This window comes from Burkholderia sp. R-40 (assembly GCF_049942845.1).
GTDB lineage: Bacteria > Pseudomonadota > Gammaproteobacteria > Burkholderiales > Burkholderiaceae > Burkholderia > Burkholderia ambifaria.
The window spans coordinates 994365-1011697 of sequence record NZ_CP187969.1; the positions used below are offsets into that span (position 1 = coordinate 994365).

Annotated in this window: 25 protein-coding genes and 1 pseudogene; 13 read left to right on the forward strand and 13 right to left on the reverse strand. The window is 63.1% G+C overall.

The features are described 5' to 3' along the window. Nucleotides 1-3: 3 nt before the first annotated feature. Nucleotides 4-1236: a S53 family peptidase gene (locus ACP26O_RS33095; protein WP_175666283.1), complete on the forward strand. Its 1233-nt coding sequence runs from the start codon at nt 4-6 to the stop codon at nt 1234-1236. A gap of 526 nt (nt 1237-1762) precedes the next feature. Then, nucleotides 1763-2062, forward strand: coding sequence for an H-NS family nucleoid-associated regulatory protein (locus tag ACP26O_RS33100; protein ID WP_175666282.1), 300 nt, complete (start codon nt 1763-1765; stop codon nt 2060-2062). A 28-nt stretch (nt 2063-2090) separates the two neighbouring features. Here ACP26O_RS33100 and ACP26O_RS33105 read toward each other — a convergent pair whose 3' ends face one another. From ACP26O_RS33105 to ACP26O_RS33120, 4 genes are all read right to left on the reverse strand, one after another. Then, nucleotides 2091-2468: a hypothetical protein gene (locus ACP26O_RS33105; RefSeq protein ID WP_175666281.1), complete on the reverse strand. Its 378-nt coding sequence runs from the start codon at nt 2466-2468 to the stop codon at nt 2091-2093. Between the two features lie 107 nt (nt 2469-2575). Beyond that, entirely contained in the window at nt 2576-3031 is a 456-nt protein-coding gene (locus tag ACP26O_RS33110) for a carboxymuconolactone decarboxylase family protein (protein ID WP_175666280.1), read from the reverse strand. A gap of 25 nt (nt 3032-3056) precedes the next feature. Further along, nucleotides 3057-3473, reverse strand: coding sequence for a cupin domain-containing protein (locus ACP26O_RS33115; protein ID WP_175662129.1), 417 nt, complete (start codon nt 3471-3473; stop codon nt 3057-3059). A 119-nt stretch (nt 3474-3592) separates the two neighbouring features. Then, nucleotides 3593-5005, reverse strand: coding sequence for a PLP-dependent aminotransferase family protein (locus tag ACP26O_RS33120; protein ID WP_175666279.1), 1413 nt, complete (start codon nt 5003-5005; stop codon nt 3593-3595). Between the two features lie 146 nt (nt 5006-5151). Here ACP26O_RS33120 and ACP26O_RS33125 point away from each other — a divergent pair, with 146 nt between their 5' ends. The 4 genes from ACP26O_RS33125 (at nt 5152) to ACP26O_RS33140 (ending at nt 7644) form a co-directional block, all read left to right on the forward strand. Further along, nucleotides 5152-5808: an HD domain-containing protein gene (locus ACP26O_RS33125; RefSeq protein ID WP_175666278.1), complete on the forward strand. Its 657-nt coding sequence runs from the start codon at nt 5152-5154 to the stop codon at nt 5806-5808. Between the two features lie 312 nt (nt 5809-6120). Next, on the forward strand, nt 6121-6561 hold the full coding sequence (locus tag ACP26O_RS33130; protein WP_006751146.1) for an Hsp20/alpha crystallin family protein: 441 nt from the start codon (nt 6121-6123) through the stop codon (nt 6559-6561). Between the two features lie 15 nt (nt 6562-6576). Further along, nucleotides 6577-6984, forward strand: coding sequence for an Hsp20/alpha crystallin family protein (locus ACP26O_RS33135; RefSeq protein ID WP_105831526.1), 408 nt, complete (start codon nt 6577-6579; stop codon nt 6982-6984). A gap of 96 nt (nt 6985-7080) precedes the next feature. Further along, nucleotides 7081-7644 (forward strand): Hsp20/alpha crystallin family protein, encoded by a 564-nt coding sequence (locus ACP26O_RS33140; protein WP_105831525.1) that lies wholly within the window; start codon nt 7081-7083, stop codon nt 7642-7644. Nucleotides 7645-7680: 36 nt separating this feature from the next. Here the strand turns inward: ACP26O_RS33140 and ACP26O_RS33145 are convergent, their stop codons facing one another. From ACP26O_RS33145 to ACP26O_RS33160, 4 genes and pseudogenes are all read right to left on the reverse strand, one after another. Next, a complete protein-coding gene (locus tag ACP26O_RS33145) occupies nt 7681-7935 on the reverse strand; it encodes a hypothetical protein (RefSeq protein WP_012372428.1) in 255 nt (84 codons plus the stop codon). Nucleotides 7936-8041: 106 nt separating this feature from the next. Then, nucleotides 8042-9667: pseudogene (gene groL, locus ACP26O_RS33150) on the reverse strand (chaperonin GroEL). Nucleotides 9668-9744: 77 nt separating this feature from the next. Further along, nucleotides 9745-10062: a co-chaperone GroES gene (locus ACP26O_RS33155; RefSeq protein WP_006759515.1), complete on the reverse strand. Its 318-nt coding sequence runs from the start codon at nt 10060-10062 to the stop codon at nt 9745-9747. A 171-nt stretch (nt 10063-10233) separates the two neighbouring features. Next, on the reverse strand, nt 10234-10872 hold the full coding sequence (locus ACP26O_RS33160; protein ID WP_175666276.1) for a diguanylate cyclase: 639 nt from the start codon (nt 10870-10872) through the stop codon (nt 10234-10236). 198 nt (nt 10873-11070) lie between these two features. On the opposite strand from ACP26O_RS33160, the gene ACP26O_RS33165 reads away from it, so the two are divergent. The 5 genes from ACP26O_RS33165 to ACP26O_RS33185 all read left to right on the forward strand — a co-directional run bounded on the left by ACP26O_RS33165 (nt 11071) and on the right by ACP26O_RS33185 (nt 12979). Beyond that, on the forward strand, nt 11071-11259 hold the full coding sequence (locus tag ACP26O_RS33165; protein ID WP_244096857.1) for a hypothetical protein: 189 nt from the start codon (nt 11071-11073) through the stop codon (nt 11257-11259). 237 nt (nt 11260-11496) lie between these two features. After that, nucleotides 11497-11733, forward strand: coding sequence for a hypothetical protein (locus tag ACP26O_RS33170; protein ID WP_006751139.1), 237 nt, complete (start codon nt 11497-11499; stop codon nt 11731-11733). Between the two features lie 145 nt (nt 11734-11878). Next, a complete protein-coding gene (locus ACP26O_RS33175; protein ID WP_012372434.1) occupies nt 11879-12121 on the forward strand; it encodes a hypothetical protein in 243 nt (80 codons plus the stop codon). Between the two features lie 214 nt (nt 12122-12335). After that, nucleotides 12336-12575 carry a hypothetical protein gene (locus tag ACP26O_RS33180; RefSeq protein WP_011661267.1) on the forward strand — a complete coding sequence of 80 codons (240 nt, stop codon included), beginning with the start codon at nt 12336-12338 and terminating at the stop codon, nt 12573-12575. A 188-nt stretch (nt 12576-12763) separates the two neighbouring features. Continuing rightward, the gene (locus ACP26O_RS33185; protein ID WP_126224671.1) at nt 12764-12979 is read left to right on the forward strand and encodes a hypothetical protein; all 216 of its coding nucleotides are present in this window, start codon (nt 12764-12766) and stop codon (nt 12977-12979) included. A 49-nt stretch (nt 12980-13028) separates the two neighbouring features. Here the strand turns inward: ACP26O_RS33185 and ACP26O_RS33190 are convergent, their stop codons facing one another. From ACP26O_RS33190 to ACP26O_RS33205, 4 genes are all read right to left on the reverse strand, one after another. Continuing rightward, a complete protein-coding gene (locus tag ACP26O_RS33190; RefSeq protein ID WP_175666275.1) occupies nt 13029-13340 on the reverse strand; it encodes a hypothetical protein in 312 nt (103 codons plus the stop codon). Nucleotides 13341-13409: 69 nt separating this feature from the next. Further along, the gene (locus ACP26O_RS33195) at nt 13410-13646 is read right to left on the reverse strand and encodes a hypothetical protein (protein ID WP_011661270.1); all 237 of its coding nucleotides are present in this window, start codon (nt 13644-13646) and stop codon (nt 13410-13412) included. 560 nt (nt 13647-14206) lie between these two features. Then, a complete protein-coding gene (locus tag ACP26O_RS33200; RefSeq protein ID WP_011661271.1) occupies nt 14207-14521 on the reverse strand; it encodes a hypothetical protein in 315 nt (104 codons plus the stop codon). Nucleotides 14522-14686: 165 nt separating this feature from the next. After that, nucleotides 14687-15052 carry a winged helix-turn-helix transcriptional regulator gene (locus tag ACP26O_RS33205; RefSeq protein WP_175666274.1) on the reverse strand — a complete coding sequence of 122 codons (366 nt, stop codon included), beginning with the start codon at nt 15050-15052 and terminating at the stop codon, nt 14687-14689. A gap of 91 nt (nt 15053-15143) precedes the next feature. Here ACP26O_RS33205 and ACP26O_RS33210 point away from each other — a divergent pair, with 91 nt between their 5' ends. Both ACP26O_RS33210 and ACP26O_RS33215 read left to right on the forward strand, forming a co-directional pair. Then, a complete protein-coding gene (locus ACP26O_RS33210) occupies nt 15144-15470 on the forward strand; it encodes a nuclear transport factor 2 family protein (RefSeq protein WP_175666273.1) in 327 nt (108 codons plus the stop codon). Beyond that, nucleotides 15470-16249, forward strand: coding sequence for an SDR family oxidoreductase (locus ACP26O_RS33215; protein WP_175666272.1), 780 nt, complete (start codon nt 15470-15472; stop codon nt 16247-16249). Before ACP26O_RS33210 ends, ACP26O_RS33215 begins: the two co-directional genes overlap by 1 nt. Nucleotides 16250-16365: 116 nt before the next feature. Here ACP26O_RS33215 and gcvA read toward each other — a convergent pair whose 3' ends face one another. Then, entirely contained in the window at nt 16366-17298 is a 933-nt protein-coding gene (gene gcvA, locus ACP26O_RS33220) for a transcriptional regulator GcvA (RefSeq protein WP_175666271.1), read from the reverse strand. Between the last annotated feature and the right edge of the window lie 35 nt (nt 17299-17333).

Sequence of the window (17333 nt, forward strand, 5' to 3'; positions counted from 1 at the left end):
ACCATGAAACGAGCTTCGTTCATGCGTGCGCTGCGCACGCTCGTCTCGGCGAGCGTCGCGCTCACGTTCGGTGTGTCGTTCGCGCAGCACGCGCCGCGGGCCCCGCACGCGTTCGCGCGGCCGCCGCTCCATCTGCACGGGCCCGCGAAACGGAACCCGGTCGGGCTGTCGCCGCAGCGGATCCGCAGTTTCTACGGGTTCGATCAATTGCCGGCGCGTGGTTACGGCGGCGACGATCAGGTCATCGCGATCGTCGATGCGTACGACAACCCGAACGTCGAAGCGGACCTGCGATCGTTCAGCAGTACGTTCGGCCTGCCGCCGTGCGCGTCCCCGCGCTGCTTCACGAAGGTGTACGCGACTCCCGACAAGCGTCCGCCGCCGCCCGACGCGCTGTGGGCGCTCGAGAGCTCGCTCGACGTGCAGTGGGCGCACGCGATCGCACCGAATGCGCGGATCGTGCTGGTCGAAGCCGCATCGAGTTCGCTCGACGACCTGATGAGCGCGATCGCGCTCGCGACGACGCCGGCTCCCGACGGCCCCGGCGCGAAGGTCGTGTCGATCAGCTGGGGCACCCCCGAATTCCTGGCCGAAACGCAATTCGATGGACAGTTCGCCAGTGCGAACGGCGTGTCGTTCGTCGCCGGGTCCGGTGACGGCGGCAATGGGATCGACTATCCGGCCGCGTCGCCGTATGTGCTTAGCGTCGGCGGCACGTCGATCGCGACCGATGCGGGCGGCGCCTATGCCGGTGAAACGGCGTGGGCGGGCAGCGGCGGCGGACAGAGCGCCATCGAGCCGGAGCCGATGTATCAGTCGAACCTCGGAATACCGTCGGATAGCCTCGGGCTGCGCGGCGTGCCCGATGTCGCCTATCACGCCGACCCGGCGTCCGGCTTCGCGGTCTACGATTCGTACGGCTACGCGGGGCAGCGCGGCTGGTTCGTCGTCGGCGGCACGAGTGCGGGCGCACCGCAATGGTCCGCGCTGATCGCGATCGCGAACAGCGTGCGCGTCGCGCGCGGCAAGACGACGTTGAATGCAGTGGGCGCGATCCACACCGTGCTGTACGGGCTTGCGTCGAGCGCCTCCGCGACGAACTTCCGCGACATTGTCAGCGGCTCGAACGGCGCGTGCGGCACGCTTTGCACCGCGACCACCGGATACGACTACGTGACCGGCCTCGGGCGCCCGATGGCCGCCAATCTGATCCAGGCGCTGATCGCCGCACCTTGATGCGGAGGTGCGCGACGAAAGCACGATCGCGCGAATAAGCGGCTTCCCGGCTTCTCGGCTTGGGGCAGTCATGGGGTGTGCGCACTGTCCCGATACGAAATCTTGAAGTCCGCATTCCGGCAGCCGGCCCATCAGCCGGCGAGCCATGCCGCATGGTCAATTCAAGCCGTTGCGTTGCACGCCACGGCTTGCGTCTCCCATCCGCCGCTGAATGACCTAGAACCGGCCCAATTCACGCGTCGTCATCGTAATCCGTTCCGTCGCAGTCGTCGCAAATCTCCGGCCGTGGACACCGCGACCCGATCGCTTGCGCGGCGCGAAAACGGATATTCCTATAAAACTACGACGCCGTTTCCGGTTTCAGTTTGATTTATATAAAGACGATAGTGCATACTGCGGAAATCGATCGCTATCGATTGTCGTCAATGTCGCGAATATAATGCCGACGGTGTAGTCGACGGCCTTTCGCGACGACATAAAGGGCTGTTGAGCCACTTCCCACATTTCAAGGAATCCTTTCATATCCATGGCTACCTACCTCGAACTCAAAGCACAGGCAGAAGCGCTGGCACAGAAAGCGGAAGCAGCGCGGCTCGCCGAACTGGAAAGCCTTATCGCGACGATGCGTGAGCAGATTGCCGAATATGGCATCACGCCCGACCAACTTTTCGGGCGACGTCGTGCCGCTTCGTCGGGCGCCGCCCGCGCGCCGGTCGCACCGAAGTATCGCGATCCGAAAACGGGCGCGACGTGGAGCGGGCGCGGCAAGCCGCCGCATTGGATTGCAGGCGCGAAGAACCGTGACCGGTTTTTGATCGAGCAGTGAAGGGAGTCGACGGTTGAGTCAGATGCCGTCAACACTCCCCGATGGAAAATACCGGGCGACGTGCCGCGAGCGGACGATCTTTGCGGCCAGGGCGATGGGACACGGCGACGTATTTCCGGACGCCGAGTTGATCGTCGAGAATGGATGGGCCACCTTCACACGGAATGCCGCTGAAGTGTGGAATTGCAGTGCGCGCTATGCCGCTGCTCACTTCGACATTCAGTCCGCCTAGGAAGCGCCGCCAATGAGCGAGCTTGTTCAGATTGCGCCGGGTGTTGTGTTCTCGTCCGATGTGCTTGGCATCGCGTGGGCGCGCAAGTATCAGCCGGGCGGTGGGAATGCGGCGCGCAATGGAAACATGCAGTCCGCGGACCGCCCGGGCCCACCGGCACAGGAAAGCGAACACGACGCTCGCGCAACCGCGTCGGGCCAATTGTCATTGTTGTAGAGAGAGCGGCAGGATGACGGGCATCCTGCGACTATCGACTATCGGCCTTTACAGTGCCGCCAACATTACTGCTCCAGCACGGCCTGCGGCGTATTGCGGAAGCTGATCGCCATACGGTTGTAGGTGTTCATCAGGCTGACTGCAATCGTGAGGTCGACGATCTCGCGTTCATCGAATACGGCGCGCGCCGCCTCGTAGGCGTCGTCCGGTACACCGGTCGCCGCGACCAGCGTGACCGACTCGGCCCATGCCAGCGCGGCACGCTCGCGTTCGTCGAACAGATTCCCGGCTTCCCGCCATGCCTGCACCAGCGCCAGCTTTTCCACCTTCACGCCTTTCTTCACCAGGTCGCGCGTATGCATGTCGAGGCAGTACGCGCAGTTATTGATCTGCGACACGCGAAGGTAGATGAGGTCGACGAGAACCGGCGACAGCCCGCTCTGCATCACATAACCATACACGCCACCGAGGGCCTTCACGCCCGCGGGCGCAATCTGGTTGTAATCGAGACGCTTGCTCATGACGTAACTCCTTGATGAAGGGGATTTACTTGACCGGGGTGGTCAGGACCGTGTCGTTGCTGTCCGCGACGAATACCGCGAGCAACCTGGCGGGCCGCGATTCGCTCGCATTGCGGCTCACGCGATGAACGGCGCCGGGCTCCTCGAAGAAGCTTTCTCCGGCGTGATAGACGCGCTTCGGGCCGTCGTTCACCTGAGACTCGATGTCGCCCGACACGACGTACGCATAGATGAAAGCCGAGCCCGCATGCCGGTGCGCCGGCGATGCGGCGCCGGGTGCGTAGTCGACGACGACGGCGGTCAGCGACTTGCCGGGAATGTTGGGAATCGCATGCTGGAAGTTCGGCGTGACGGTTTCACCGGCGCCGTGTGCCGCGGCCGGCACCGCGATGCACAAGGCGATGCTGGTGCAGGCGGCAACTGCAAAGGACTGAAGGTTCATGGTCGTCTGGCTCGTTGATGTTCGCCCATTGTGGTGTGGGACGCGGACACCCGAAAGCACCAGGAATGAACATTTTAGTTGTACCAAGACGCAATGGCGGCGCCGCGCTTGCCGCGCCGTCAGGTGCCCGCGCGAACGAGCTCCAGCAGGCGCGCACAGTCGGCGGCAAGGGTTCGTTCGGTCAGGTTCGTCACGCCGAGCAGCAGGCCCTGTGGCCGCGACGTGCCCGTGTACCACGGCGAAAGCGGGACCGGAGCCAGCCCGAACGCGCGTGCCCGCAACGCGATATCGACATCCGACACCTCCGCGGGCAGCGTCGTCACCACGGCCATGCCGGCAGTCGCCTGAATCTTGATCGCGTTCGAGCCCAGTTCCTTCAGACAACTAAGCAGAGCCTCCCGATGCGATGCGTAGAGACGTTTCATACGACGTAAATGGCGAAGATAGTGCCCGTCATGCATGAACTCGGTGACAGCATGCTGGATGCACGCCGCCGGCGCGGGCGCGAGGCATGCCGCGATATCGCCGAAGCGGCGCGTCATGTCCGGCGGCACCACGAGAAAGCCGAGACGCAGCGCCGGGCTGATCGTCTTGCTGAAACTGCCGACGTGCAGAACCCGTCCGTCCTGATCGATCGACGCAAGCGCGGGCGCTGCCCGGCCGCTCAGCTGCAGCTCGCTCAGATAGTCGTCTTCGACGATCCACGCATCGTTTTCTCGGGCCCAGGCGAGCAGGGCAATCCGCCGGGGGAGCGACATCGTCATCCCGAGCGGCGCCTGCTGGCCGGGCGTGACCACGGCAAGCGCCGCTTCCTTCGCCTGCCGGATGCCTGCCTCCACATCGAGGCCGTCGGCGTCCACCGGCACGGCCGTCACGGTCATGCCTGCCAGCCCGAGCGCGGTGCGCGTGAGCGGAAAGCCGGGGTCTTCGATCCATGCTTGCCGGCCTTCCATTCCGAGCCCGCGAATCGCGAGGCTCAGTGCGCCTGAGAAACCGGCCGTGACGAAGACCTGCGACGGACTGCAACGAAGACCGCGGGCGACACCCAGATAGGCGGCGATTTCCCGGCGCAAGTCCGGCTCGCCGCGCGGATCGGGGTAGCCGACCGGCGCCGCGGAGGCCCGGCGCGCCGCACGTGCCAGGATCCGCGACCATAGCTTGAACGGAAACGCGTCCTGTGACGGCACGCCCATTTGAAACGCGCGAGGCGTCGCGCCGAACGCGTCGAACAGATCCGGCAGGGGCGGCGCTTCCGGCGACCAGCCGGCCGCGATCGGCACGGCGGGACGCTCCGCTACCCGCGTGCCGGCCGCCCCGAGGCCGATCGCGAATTGCTCGTCGATCAGACGCTCGTAAGCGGCGCGTACGGTGCCCCGCGATACGCCGAGCTGGGCGGCCAGATCCGACCAGGAAGGCAGCCGCGCGCCCGAAGCAAGCTTGCCGGACTCGATCGCGTCGCGGATCGCGCTGTAGATTTGCGCGGACAGCGACGTGCGTCTGGAGTGATCCAGGCCAATGGAAAGCGTCGTCATGTGTCGATGGTGCATTCGAATGTGTCGATCTTGGGACTGTTTCATGCCCCGGGAGAAGCGTAGCTTTTCTCCGTGGACCCAGCCAATCGGTCCCGGCCCGAATCCTACGCGATGGGCACGCGAGCCACACGAAAACGAGCGAACAGATGAAGGAAGATACCGTGCAGACGAATGGATCGATCAACGCCGTGATCCCGGACAGCCAGCTGGCCCGCGAGGTCGCGCAACTCATTCGCGATACCGAGGGCGATTTGCTGTTCAATCACTCGACTCGCGTCTACCTGTGGGGTGCGCTGCTCGGCGCACGAAACAACATCGCGTTCGATCGCGAGTTGCTCTACGTGGCGGCCATGTTTCATGACATCGGGTTGACGTCGATCTATCACGAAAGCCAGCTTCGCTTCGAAGTGGACGGCGCCAATGCGGCGCGCGATTTCCTGCGAAGCCATCGCATCGGCGAGGCAGACATCGAGAGGGTGTGGACAGCGGTGGCGCTCCACACGACGCCGGGCATTCCGGAGCACATGCATGGAGAAATCGCGCTGGTACAAGCCGGCGCGGGGATGGACGTGGCAGGGCGCGGCTTCGAGCAGTTCACCGACGAACAACGCGCCGCGGTGGTCGACGCCTATCCGCGCGGCGCCGATTTTGCCAACAAGATGATCGATGCGTTCTACGACGGCATGAAGCATCGCCCGGGCACGACGTTCGGCACCTTCAACGATGACTTCCTTGCGCACAAGGATCCGGGATTCGTCCGAGTCGATCTGTGCAGCGTCATGTTGAATTCGAGCTGGGGCTGAGGTTTCTCCGCTTTGGGTACGGACTCATCGATGCGATCGAATGCCCGCTGAGATCTGGCACGGATAATGGTCGGAAGAAAGGGTGCGGGCCCGACGCGCGCGGGCGCCGCAGCAAAAATCCGTATGCAAAAAACGGCCCACCATCCCCTTGAAATTTTCCGCAAAATACCTATCTTAAGTTTCGCTCAGGCAGACGCGCGGGCCGCTTCACTCCGCGCGCTGCGTGTTTCGATTTGTTTGCCAGCAAGGTGGCAGGCGAACTGGAGCGCGTAGGCCCGTTCGCCTCCATGCTGCATCGAGGAGGATGTGATCATGAGCGATCTCTACTTCGGAACCGACCTCTTCAGCGAGTTCGACCGCCTGCAGCAGCAGATGGCGCAACTCTTCGGCGGTTTCCCGTCCAGCATCCGCGCAAGCCGTTTCGGCACGTTCCCGCAGGTCAATATCGGCGCGACAGACGATTCGATCGAGATCGTCGCGTTCGCGCCCGGCGTCGAGGCCGGCGCGTTCGACGTGTCGATCGACAAGGGGCTGCTGACCATCAGCGGCGAGCGCAAATCGTCCCAGCCCGACACGGACAGCGAGCGGCGCACCTATGCGCAGGAGCGCTTTAGCGGGATGTTCCGGCGCGTCATCGAGCTGCCCGAAACCGCCGATCCCGACAAGGTTCAGGCGCGCTACGAAAACGGCTGTCTGTCGATCAGCATCGGCAAGCGCGAATCGTCCAAGCCGCGCGCCATCACCGTCCAGTAATACGAGGAGCCGATCATGAAAGACACTACCCAACTGGCGGAACGGGATTCCTCTGCCGTCGCCCGTCGCGGAACCGAACAGCCGGTGCGCCGCATGACACTCGTGCCGGCCGTCGACGTCTACGAGGACAGCCAGGGCGTCACGCTGTGGGCCGATTTGCCCGGCGTCACGAAGGACAAGCTCGACGTCAAGGTTCACGACAGCAGCCTGCTGATCGAGGCCGAGGCAATGGTGCCGACGCCGCAAAACCTGCGGGTGCAGCATGCCGAGATCCGTGAGCCGCATTTCGCCCGCACGTTCACGCTGTCGGCCGACTTCGACACGTCCAGGATCGAGGCGAGCCTCCAGGATGGCGTGCTGAAGCTGACGATCCCGCGCCGCGACGAAGCGCGTCCACGACGCATCGAAATCAAGACCAGCTGATGCGTCGGCTGCCGCGGTGCAGCACGGGGTGCCTCGCTCGGTACCCGCTGCGCTGCCCGCGGCTCAAACCAGATTGAAGCTGAATCGGAGCACGCCATGAACACCGATCCGAAAAAATGGAACCCCTTCAAGTTTCTTCGCGGCGCTGCCCGCAAGTCCGATGCGGAAGGCCCGGAAAACGCGTCGGCCAGCGAGCAATGGCGCGCGTCGTGGCCCGACATTTCGCGCCTGTTCTCGCGCGAATCGTGGGGTGCGATGGAGGACTTCTTTCATGACCCGTTTGCCGGCCGCGGCGCGCTCGAGCGTTGGTTCGGCGACTTCAGTTCATCGCGTTTCCAGCCGCGCATCGACGTCGTCGACGAAGGGCCGGTGCTGCGCGTGACCGCCGAACTGCCCGGCATGGAGCGCGACGATCTGAAGGTGAGCGTCGAGGATGGGGCAATCGTGCTGCGCGGCGAGAAAAGGCAGGACGTGCACAGTGAGGAAAACGGCTGCTACCGGCTGGAGCGCGCGCATGGAAGCTTCACGCGCACCATCCCGATGCCGGAAAACGCCGACCCCGAGCACACGTTGGCAAAGTTCGACAACGGCGTCCTCACGCTGACCGTGCCGAAATCGGAGCCGGCCAAGTTCGCGAGCCGCACGATCGATATCGGCTGATGTAACGCACCGCGCGTCGGAACCGACGCGCCCGGTTCACTCGTCCGCCATCAGATGACGAATCACGAGTGCAGGATCGGCGATATCCAGAATCAGTCGGCGCAGGATGCGCCGACGCATGTGTTCCTCGTCGAGTATCCAGGGCGCGCCCTTCTCGCTGAGATAACGGGTGATCGCGTCCTGGTGATCGGCGTTGGCGGGCAAATCCAGACGGACCGCCAGCAGTCCAGCCACGACGTCGTCGATATCGACGTCCAGCGGTTTCGAATCGATGTTCAGCTTCAGTTTCATGGCCGCTTCCACCACAAAAAGCGGCGCCGCATGACGGGAACGACTTGCGGCGCCGAACGCGTTGCGCCGGCCGCGACTGTCAGCCGGCGCGTGCAAGACCCGCAGGTCAGTACTCGAGCTCCGGTGCGGGTGCCTGCGCAGGCTTTTCGTCCTTCGGCGCATCGGCAACCGTTGCATCCGTCGTCAGAATCAGCCCGGCAATCGATGCGGCGTTCTGCAGTGCCGTACGCGTGACCTTGGTTGGATCGACGACACCGGCCTCGACCAGGTCGACGTACTCGCCGGTTGCTGCGTTGTAGCCGTAGTTGCCCTGGCCTGCGAGCAACTTCGCGACGACGACGGCTGGCTTCGTCGCCGGCGTTCGTGACGATCTGACGCAGCGGCTCTTCGAGCGCGCGCAGCACGATCTTGATGCCGGCGTTCTGGTCGGCGTTCGCGCCGGTCAGGCTGGCGATTGCCGTGCGAGCGCGGATCAGCGCAACGCCGCCGCCTGCCACGATGCCTTCTTCCACAGCTGCGCGCGTTGCGTGCAGTGCGTCTTCGACACGTGCCTTCTTTTCCTTCATTTCGACTTCGGTCGCAGCGCCGACCTTGATCACTGCCACGCCGCCGGCCAGCTTGGCCACGCGCTCTTGCAGCTTTTCACGGTCGTAGTCCGACGTCGCTTCTTCGATTTGCGCGCGCACTTGCTTCACGCGCGCCTCGATGCTCGCGGCTTCGCCTGCGCCGTCGATGATCGTCGTGTTTTCCTTGCCGACCTCGATGCGCTTCGCACTGGCCGAGTTCTGCGAGCGTTGCCTTCTGGAGTGGCTTGCCGGTTTCTTCCGCGATGACGGTCGCGCCGGTCAGGATCGCGATGTCTTCCAGCATTGCCTTGCGACGATCGCCGAAGCCCGGTGCCTTGACCGCGACGTCTTCAGGATGCCGCGCATGTTGTTGACGACCAGCGTTGCGAGCGCTTCGCCGTCGATGTCTTCAGCGATGATCAGCAGCGGACGGCCAGCCTTCGCGGTTGGCTCGAGCACCGGCAGCAGATCACGGATGTTCGAAACCTTCTTGTCGTGCAGCAGCACGAACGGGTTGTCGAGATACGCGGCTTGCTTTTCCGGGTTGTTGATGAAGTAGGGGCTGACGTAGCCGCGGTCGAACTGCATCCCTTCAACCACGTCCAGCTCGTTCTCGAGCGACTTGCCGTCCTCGACCGTGATGACGCCTTCCTTGCCGACCTTCTCCATTGCGTCGGCGATGATCTTGCCGATCGCCTCGTCGGCGTTCGCCGAGATCGAACCCACCTGCGCGATTTCCTTGTTCGTGGTGCACGGCTTGCTGACAGTTTGCGCAGCTCGTCGAGCACGGCGGCCACGGCCTTGTCGATGCCGCGCTTGAGGTCCATCGGATTCATGCCGGCGGCCACGTGCTTCATGCCTTCCTGCACGATCGCCTGCGCGAGCACGGTGGCTGTCGTCGTGCCGTCGCCGGCGTTGTCGCTGGTCTTGGAAGCGACTTCCTTGACGATCTGCGCGCCCATGTTTTCGAAGCGGTCCTTCAGCTCGATTTCCTTCGCGACCGACACGCCGTCCTTCGTGATGGTGGGGGCGCCGAAGCTGCGCTCGATCACCACGTTGCGGCCTTTCGGCCCGAGCGTCACTTTCACGGCATCGGCGAGCACGTTCACGCCCTTGACGATGCGGGCGCGGGCGCTGTCATGGAATTTGATGTCTTTTGCACTCATGTTGTTGCTCCGGATAGTAGTCGTTGACTCAATGCGGCGCGAACGGCCCGTCGGGCGTTCGCGACCGGCTCAGGATCTCAGGCGGCCTTGCGGGACGCGCCGGTATCGGACTCGAGGACGCCCATCACGTCTTCCTCGCGCATGACGAGGAGTTCGTCGCCATCGACCTTGACGGTCTGGCCTGCGTATTTGCCGAAGAGAACCTGGTCACCGACTTTCACCTGGAGCGCGCGCAGCGTTCCATCCTGCAGCAGCCGGCCGCTGCCGACCGCGACGACTTCACCCTGTTCGGGCTTTTCCGCGGCCGAGTCGGGGATCACGATGCCCGAGGCCGTCGTCCGCTGCGTCTCGATTCGCTTGACGATAACCCGGTCGTAGAGGGGACGAATCTGCATTCTCATCTCCTGAGCGATTGAAGGTTCACGAAAAAGGAATCCGGTTGCCGGGCGTCCTCACATGTAAGAGTCGCCGCCGGGCAGCCGCACCACTGTCTGGCGGAATGCGAAATAGAGGCGCCCATCGCGCCCTTCAAGATGCGTCAAAAAGCTTCTTTGTAACAAATTGTTTCAGCGTGGCAGCAGGATACGACGGACCGTACCGAGGCGGTAAACCGTGCGGCCGCGTCCATTCGCGCGACGCGGCACAGGCGGCACGGGGCAGGGCGGCTCGCGTCCGCCATCGGCGTCGAGCGTGTCGTCCGGCTCGTCGAGCGTGCGCCACACGCCGCCCTTGACGGGCCGGAACAGCCAGCGCACGTAGCCTCGGCGCGCGGCAAGCTGCATCAGCGCGTCGCGATCGGTTTCGTCAACGAGAAGCTGCGTGGGGTCGGCCGCGTTCTCGCCATAGTCGCCGAACGCCTGACGGCACGCGAGCGCCTCGGCAGCGCTGGCGCCGATCACGTTGCAGCCGCGCCGCTCGACGCGCTCGACATCCCATGCGCCGGATTGCCACGCGGCATCGAGCAGCATGGCTTCGACGGTCTCGAAGCTATGCCAGGGTGCATCGATCTGGAAAGCCGAGCCCGGAACCGGCCGTGGCGGAATCTCGACGCCGGGCAGCGCGAGCGGTGTCGCGCGCCGGAATCCATGCCAGTGGAGTATCGCGAAGAGCGGCGTATTGACCTCGGCGGCCGCCGTGACCGTGACGGCAAAGAGCGGCATGCGCACGCTGTCCATCTGTTCCCGAAGCATATCGAAAAGGACCATGAAGCCTCCCGGATGACATGTTGCAGGGCCTCTTGAAATTTCCGTTGCTTGCGCTATTTTATGCATCGCTCAGGCAGTCGCGATAAGCGCTGCGTGTTTCGATTTGTTTGTCGGCGGAGCTTTTCCACGGACGGGCGAACTGGAGCGCGTGGTCCGGTTCGTTCTTCGTGAGAGGCATCCGGTTTCAAGGAGCCAGTCATGAGCGATCTTTTCTTCAGCACAAATCTGCTGGGCGAATTCGACCGCCTGCACCGGCAGATGGCCAGCGTCCTGGCTGGCTTTCCCGCGCGCCTGCGCGCGATGCGCTACGAACTCTTTTCTCCACATCGGCCGCACCGACGACAGCGTCGAGATCACCGCGATCGCTGGCGGCGCTCGACCGTGTAGCGACCGATGGATCGCTTGAGAACCGGGTGCCGACGATCAGCGACGTGTGCAAACCGCCAACGTGCGCGACACGCACCATCGGCGCCGGCTGTCTCGACGACACCGGCTCGCCGGCGCGCTTCGTCGCGCGAGTGCGCCGCGGCGCATGGCGGCGGCGCCGTTCCATACGGCCTGCACCACGCGTCGCTTTTCTGCACCGTGCCCCTGCATTGGGACGATGTCTTATGGGAGACCAAAATGCTCAGCCCGCACGAATTTGCGACCTTGATGCTGGTTCGCCAGGCGCCGGACCAGATCGATATGAATCGCGCCGAGCTCGACGCACTGTTGGAGCGCCAACTGGTGATGCTCGAACATTGCGCCGCAGGCGCACGCCGCGCATACCTGACCGAGAAGGGCAAAACGTTCCTCGATGCGCTGCACCCGAGCGACACACCACGCCGCAGCCGGCAGACCGCTGACAACGGCGGATGATGAAGCAGGGAGGCGGCTACTGGACGCGCTGAGTGATGGACTGCGCGATCTCAACGACTAGCTTTTCGTCGCGCGTCGGGCTTGCGGCAGCGACAGCCGACATCGTGTGGCCCGCGCTCAGGCGATGCACTGCAGGAGGTGTCGTATGCAAACGGACAACGTCATCGAGTATCACGGCTGCGAGGTCCGGCCGGTGGTAACCGCCACCGGCGGTGGCCGCTACGCGGCATCGGCCATCGTCACCGACCGTGCCGGCGAAACACGCACGCTCGGCGTCGATGGGGACTTCGCCGATGCGCAGGAGGCGCGCAATGAAGCACTGGAACTCGCCGTCGCATGGATCCAGCAGCGCTCGGTCGTGTCGGAGCGGTATGTCCGACGGACCTAGCGCGGCGGTTGGAAACGGGGCTCGTGAGACGTTCCATGCATGAACGTCCGCACGAACCACGATGTCGAGCCGATGCAGTCGTGCATATAAGCCGAATGTGCTCACAGGGTACGAATCGCCGATGAAACGACCGGAAAGGAGGGGTTTATAGGCGAATACGACTGGATGTTGACGAGCATACTTGAGATCCCAATGACTCAAACCGGGCTCGTCCATGGTGACCCTGAATATGCAAGCGATTGCGTGCGGCAAGACGATTCACGTTGTGCTGATGGCTGATGCCGGGAGTGCGAACGTTTTCGTGATGGACAACGAGAACGGCTCCCGTCAATCGCAGAGCATGAAGGTTCGCCAGTACCTCGACGCAGGCATGACCGACGCGAGTGTTGCCCGCCATGTGATCAGTGTTGTCGTGGCGGCGATCGAACGTCGTGGTCACCGATGGGCGCACTGAACTTCTGCTTGCTCGTTGAGGTTGATCAACCGGTACGGGGCTCGCGTTCGCGGTGAATACACATGACGGTTGGCCACGTGCTCCCCGTTCATGCCGCGATACGGTTGAATGCTCAAGGTCCGACGCGCGTTCCTGCGCGGCTTCTGCCGCAGCACGGCTCGCGGCAACCGGCCACGGAGGGGTGGCAAATGCTCATCAATTCGACGCGGTTCCGAATCGATCCGACGCCGCGCAGGGCTGACGGAGAATTCATCGCGCACGTGAGGATCCTCACGATCCTGGAGGACGGCGACGAGAGAGAAGTGCACGTCAGCGGCGATCTGGCCGGCTTCGATGTGCGTGACGATGCAGTTGCGTATGCAACGAAGTGGGCGGAGGAATGGCTGGCCGCTCAATTTGGCTGAACTTGAGGAACGGTAACGCCGCTGCTTCGGCCATCGCGGCGCGCTACATTCACGGCCGCTTCATCTCCTCGCTTTCCATCACTGCCTGTCGCGCTTCGCTTGCGGAAACGGATTCCATCGCTTCGTCGACCGACGCCAATGCATACTCGCAGGCCAATTTCGTTTCTTCGATATCGGCCTCAGGCTCTTCGTCGTCGTTCGGAGGCGGATCGAGCATGTCCCGAAGCATCGTCGCCAGCTCCGGCGTGTCCCACGGTTCGCCTTTTTGACTTTGCCGCTTGATGTAGTGGCGAATTTCCGTGTCTTGTTCGAGTGTGAGCGGCAGGTGCCGAAACGTGCTGTTCGGGTTGGCGTCAATCATGATGTTGCTCCCGGGTCATACGGAGTGGATGCCGCGACTGTCGAGTTCCCGCACGCGCTCGGCAAACGCTTATTTGCGGAAGCTCGCATCCTGGATTCGCTGGAGGCGAGCAAAAAGCTCATCCATCTGGAGTTCGAGCACCTTGTTGCGCTCGAATCGCAAGCGGAGCTTGTTGAGCTTGACTCGCCAGTACGCGGGATCATTGACGGACGATCGGTTGACGAACGCATGTTGCGTCTTTTCAAGTAATCCGATCGATCGCCTGATATTCGCCAGCTCGTGCTCCACATCGCAGTACCAGCTCATGATTGCCACCTTCCTTTTTGGATTTAAAATTTTTGTTCGCTGAGCGGCGAAAACTCGTCACGAACGGGTGGCGCTCGTGGCGACGAACCGTGAGGATGAGCCCGTTCTTACCGGATCGCCAACGCGTGGCGGGGTGACGCGAAAGGGGCAACGACACGTGCGAGAGAGGGGCGGGGGCGGGGTGAGCAGTCAAGCCGCTTACGTGCACTCGGGCAAATTCATCATACGCGCATCCAACCTCGCGTGCGGGGCATATTTTTGCCGCGATGAAGCGGCGTTCGGAGGGAAATTGGGCTGGACGGGTATCGAGACGAGGCGTGACGTGTTTGCGTGGAATCGGAGTGCGTGACGGTCGGCGGATTCGTGTCGATCATTGCAATCGTGGGGGACGTCGTGGAGACGGTGTACGCGGCGGGGGCGCCGTGACAGCGAGCGGGGCCGGCGCGAGATCGGCATCCGCAAGGCGCTGCGTTCAATGCGTGAGCGACGCACAAGCTCGAATTCGAAGTGCTGCACGGAACAAGCACAACGCTCCCGTCGGCTACCGTTCCGACCGCCTTTTACGCGTCTTTCAGCCAGGGCATTTCCACGGGCGACACGACCAGTTGCCGGAATTCGCGTTTCAGATCGAAGATGAATCCGACCAGGATCATGGAGTCGGCGTAAGGAATCGGAAAGACATGCGGATTTTCCGGAGTACGCAGCGGGCGCTCGGGTGTGTCCGCTGTCGCCGCGGCGTTCTCGCGAACGCTTTCCAGTTCGTCGGCCATGGCCGGGCCACTGACTTTCAGCACACGGCTACGCAGGTCGCTAAAGGGCTCGATGCGCGCGGCGTCTTCGTGGTATTCGGGCACTTCGTAAATGAACCAGGACATTGTCGTCTCCCATGAGAAGGGGCGCTATTCTAACGCTGCGCGAAGATCCACCGAAAATCGACCGCGTTGAGCGATGGCCGCGGTCGCTGTGAGTCAGTCTACCAGCGGCGATTTTTGACGACGCGGGCCGCCGCCGCGGAAGCGTTCTGTCGGCTAACCCACTCATCAGTCGTCAATGTTGTCGTCCGGAGCGGGCGCCACAACCATGGCTTCACGTTTTTCCGCCCATTTCAGCATCGCATCCAAAGCAGGACACAAAGCCTGCCCCCAATCCGTTAGACGGTACTCGACCTTCGGCGGCACTTGCGGATACAGCTTTCGCGACACGATTCCATCGGATTCCAGTTGCCGAAGTTGTTGGGCCAGCATCTTCTGGGAAATCCCGGGGATCAACTTCTCGAGATCCGAGTAGCGTTGTACTTTTCCATCGAACAAATGGAAAAGGATGATCAGTTTCCATCGACCTTCCAGCAGTCGAAGAACTTCCTCTACTCCCAGTGCGGCGGTCGCGGGCGTGTATATCTTTCCCATAGCGCAGTAACTTACTTTCCGGTGCGTTCTTGTTGAATAGATAGTCTATGGCGAAAATACCAGTACAGCCAACTATCGCGAGAACGCAACCATGTCCCTTTCACTACCCGATCCAGTCTCTGCGTACTTCAAGATCACCAATGGCGAGGACGTTACGCACATCGTGCGTGTCTTCTCGCAGGATGCGTTCGTCGTTGACGAAGGCCGGACGCACCACGGTCATGATGCGATCGAGTCCTGGCGACGGGAGGCGCGTAAGAAATACGAGTACACCGCGGATCCTGTCAGCGCTTCCCAGGAAGGCGGTCGGCTGACGGTCGCGGTCAATGTCGTGGGCAACTTCCCGGGTAGCCCTGTCCAGCTCGATCATGTGTTCAGCCTGGAAGGCGACAAGATCAAGTCATTGGAGATCGGTTGATGGCCATGAACCTGGAATTGCAAGGCAAGCGCGTGTTGGTGACGGCAGGCACCAAGGGGATCGGAAAGGCCGTCGTCGGCCTGTTCCACGAACTCGGCGCGAAAGTACTCACCACGGCCAGAGGACAGCCGACCGATACGTCGGCTGACGTCTTCGTCGCAGCAGACTTGACGACAGTCGACGGCTGCGACGCGGTGGCAAGGGCCGTCACGGACCACTTTGGAGGCGTGGACATCATCGTCCACGTCGCGGGTGGTTCGATGGCACCTGGTGGAGGGTTCGCCGCATTGGGTGAAGACGACTGGGGGCAAGAATTGAACCTCAATCTGCTTCCTGCCGTCCGGCTGGATCGTGCATTGTTGCCCGGCATGTTGGCACAGGGTGCCGGCGTCGTCATTCACATCACCTCGATCCAACGCGAACTTCCGTTGCCGGAATCGACCACCGCCTATGCGGCGGCAAAGGCCGCGCTCTCGACATACAGCAAGAGCCTGTCGAAAGAGGTTTCACCGAAGGGCATTCGTGTCGTTAGGGTGGCGCCCGGGTGGGTTGAAACCGAGGCATCCGTGGCGCTGGCCGAGCGGCTTGCTTTGCAGGCGGGCACCGACTACGAGGGTGGGAAAAAGATCATCATGAATTCACTGGGCGGCATTCCGCTAGGGCGGCCGTCGCAACCCATCGAGGTGGCGAACCTCATTGCCTTCCTGGCTTCTCCGCGCGCAGCCACGATCACCGGAACGGAGTATGTGATAGACGGGGGCACGATTCCTACTGCGTAGGCATTCGGAAATATGAAGCGGCAAGGTGGAATCGCGTCGCGCGGCGTCTTGCGCGCTTGCCGCAGCGCAAACGGGCGCGCCGGCGGAAGGTGTGCCGCCTGCCCTGATCTGCGAGCCTATCCAGCCTCTTGGCTCGCCATGCCTTCCATCCATTGCTCGAACGCGGACACCGCGGCATCGTCGGCGCGATCGGCGTTCGTCACCAGCGTGTAGTCGTCGGCGCGCCATACAGGCGACGCGATGGGGCACACGAGGCGGCCTTCGGCGAGATCGCGCCCGATCAACGGCAGCGACGCCAGCGCCACGCCCAGCCCCTCGATGGCCGCGCCAAGTTGAAGATTTACATGATCGAATTCGACATGGCGCGCCGCGCGCAGATCGGCGGCGCCCGCTTCCCGCAACCAGTGCGACCAGGCTGAGCGCGTCGTGGCCGAATGCAGCAGCGTGTGATGGCGCAGATCGGTCACGCTCTGTATCGGATGCTGGCGCAGCAACGCGGGGTTACAGGCCGGCACGCGCAGGTCGGGCATCAACGGGCGCGATACGACGCCCGCACCCTGTTCCGGACCGGAGCGAACACCGATATCGAAAGCGTCGGCGACATAGCGCAGCTTGCGCGATGTCGTCGACACCCTGACGTCGATGTCGGGATACTGCGCATGGAAATCGGCAAGCCGTGGCAGCAGCCAGCAAAACGCGAAGCTCATCGGCACATTGACCCGCACGACGCCCGATATCCGGTGCGCGAGGGTATTGTGGCGCAGCCGCACAACCGCGGTACCGAGGTGTTCGAACGCGTGGCTGACGTCGTTCAGCAATACGGCCCCTTCGTCGGTCAGCACGACGCCGCGCGGACGACGATCGAACAACGGCAGGCCGAACCAGTCCTCCAGCAGCCGGATTTGTTTTCCCACGGCCCAATGGGTGACATGCAGTTCCGCCGCCGCGCCAGCGAAGCTGCCGTGCCGCGCGACCGCATCGAAAGCGCGCAGCGCATTGAGCGGCGGCAACTCGTCCCGATTCTTCGCAGCACCTCGGCTTTCGCTCATGACGTACGTGACTTTTTCTCTCCGTTGACGCGATT

Excerpts from the sequence above, each read along its gene's own strand:
- ACP26O_RS33115 (WP_175662129.1), bottom strand. The coding sequence starts at position 3,473 with ATGAACCTTCAGTCCTTTGCAGTTGCCGCCTGCACCAGCATCGCCTTG.
- ACP26O_RS33100 (WP_175666282.1), top strand. The coding sequence starts at position 1,763 with ATGGCTACCTACCTCGAACTCAAAGCACAGGCAGAAGCGCTGGCACAG.
- ACP26O_RS33160 (WP_175666276.1), bottom strand. The coding sequence starts at position 10,872 with ATGGTCCTTTTCGATATGCTTCGGGAACAGATGGACAGCGTGCGCATG.
- ACP26O_RS33110 (WP_175666280.1), bottom strand. The coding sequence starts at position 3,031 with ATGAGCAAGCGTCTCGATTACAACCAGATTGCGCCCGCGGGCGTGAAG.
- ACP26O_RS33170 (WP_006751139.1), top strand. The coding sequence starts at position 11,497 with ATGCTCAGCCCGCACGAATTTGCGACCTTGATGCTGGTTCGCCAGGCG.
- ACP26O_RS33205 (WP_175666274.1), bottom strand. The coding sequence starts at position 15,052 with ATGGGAAAGATATACACGCCCGCGACCGCCGCACTGGGAGTAGAGGAA.
- ACP26O_RS33190 (WP_175666275.1), bottom strand. The coding sequence starts at position 13,340 with ATGATTGACGCCAACCCGAACAGCACGTTTCGGCACCTGCCGCTCACA.
- ACP26O_RS33145 (WP_012372428.1), bottom strand. The coding sequence starts at position 7,935 with ATGAAACTGAAGCTGAACATCGATTCGAAACCGCTGGACGTCGATATC.
- ACP26O_RS33125 (WP_175666278.1), top strand. The coding sequence starts at position 5,152 with ATGAAGGAAGATACCGTGCAGACGAATGGATCGATCAACGCCGTGATC.
- ACP26O_RS33210 (WP_175666273.1), top strand. The coding sequence starts at position 15,144 with ATGTCCCTTTCACTACCCGATCCAGTCTCTGCGTACTTCAAGATCACC.
- ACP26O_RS33215 (WP_175666272.1), top strand. The coding sequence starts at position 15,470 with ATGGCCATGAACCTGGAATTGCAAGGCAAGCGCGTGTTGGTGACGGCA.
- ACP26O_RS33130 (WP_006751146.1), top strand. The coding sequence starts at position 6,121 with ATGAGCGATCTCTACTTCGGAACCGACCTCTTCAGCGAGTTCGACCGC.
- ACP26O_RS33120 (WP_175666279.1), bottom strand. The coding sequence starts at position 5,005 with ATGACGACGCTTTCCATTGGCCTGGATCACTCCAGACGCACGTCGCTG.
- ACP26O_RS33185 (WP_126224671.1), top strand. The coding sequence starts at position 12,764 with ATGCTCATCAATTCGACGCGGTTCCGAATCGATCCGACGCCGCGCAGG.
- ACP26O_RS33155 (WP_006759515.1), bottom strand. The coding sequence starts at position 10,062 with ATGCAGATTCGTCCCCTCTACGACCGGGTTATCGTCAAGCGAATCGAG.
- ACP26O_RS33195 (WP_011661270.1), bottom strand. The coding sequence starts at position 13,646 with ATGAGCTGGTACTGCGATGTGGAGCACGAGCTGGCGAATATCAGGCGA.
- ACP26O_RS33200 (WP_011661271.1), bottom strand. The coding sequence starts at position 14,521 with ATGTCCTGGTTCATTTACGAAGTGCCCGAATACCACGAAGACGCCGCG.
- ACP26O_RS33140 (WP_105831525.1), top strand. The coding sequence starts at position 7,081 with ATGAACACCGATCCGAAAAAATGGAACCCCTTCAAGTTTCTTCGCGGC.
- ACP26O_RS33180 (WP_011661267.1), top strand. The coding sequence starts at position 12,336 with ATGGTGACCCTGAATATGCAAGCGATTGCGTGCGGCAAGACGATTCAC.
- gcvA (WP_175666271.1), bottom strand. The coding sequence starts at position 17,298 with ATGAGCGAAAGCCGAGGTGCTGCGAAGAATCGGGACGAGTTGCCGCCG.
- ACP26O_RS33165 (WP_244096857.1), top strand. The coding sequence starts at position 11,071 with ATGAGCGATCTTTTCTTCAGCACAAATCTGCTGGGCGAATTCGACCGC.
- ACP26O_RS33175 (WP_012372434.1), top strand. The coding sequence starts at position 11,879 with ATGCAAACGGACAACGTCATCGAGTATCACGGCTGCGAGGTCCGGCCG.
- ACP26O_RS33135 (WP_105831526.1), top strand. The coding sequence starts at position 6,577 with ATGAAAGACACTACCCAACTGGCGGAACGGGATTCCTCTGCCGTCGCC.
- ACP26O_RS33095 (WP_175666283.1), top strand. The coding sequence starts at position 4 with ATGAAACGAGCTTCGTTCATGCGTGCGCTGCGCACGCTCGTCTCGGCG.